The organism is Pseudomonas sp. 05T35, from assembly GCF_056396605.1.
The window spans coordinates 1-377 of sequence record NZ_JBFTLU010001008.1 but is presented as its reverse complement, the minus strand read 5'-3'; the positions used below and the strand labels follow the sequence as shown (position 1 = coordinate 377).

At 61.0% G+C, this 377-nt stretch carries 1 protein-coding gene; it reads right to left on the bottom strand.

Features of this window, described 5'->3' with window-relative positions; genetic code table 11:
• On the bottom strand, nt 1-375 hold a 375-nt coding region (dsbG, locus tag AC1DH9_RS31140; protein WP_477809587.1), incomplete at its 3' end, for a thiol:disulfide interchange protein DsbG.
• Nucleotides 376-377 lie beyond the last annotated feature (2 nt).

Here is a 377-nt window from a genome sequence, read left to right as displayed (position 1 = left end):
GTTCGGGTCGCTGAACAGGTAGACGGTGCGCGGTGCATCCTTGCTGCCGTCGGCGATCCAGTTGCTGGCTTCCATCTTCGCCCAGACTTCCTTGGCCATTGGCGCGTAGACCAGTTTTTGCAGCGGCTCGGCGCTCAAGTCCTTGCCGTCGGCGTCGTACAGGTTGCCAAGCAGCACATGTTGGCCATCGGGTGTCAGGTACAAGGCCATGCCGCGGTTCTGATACTGCGCCGCGTAACCACGCAGACCATCGGGCGCATCGAAACTGCCGACGATTTTTGCGCCTTTTTCTTCGATCTTGCGGATCGCCGCAGGCAGTTCTTCGGCCTGCAGCATCGGGATTTGCAGCAGCGCTGCGCCCAGGGATAGCGTCAGCA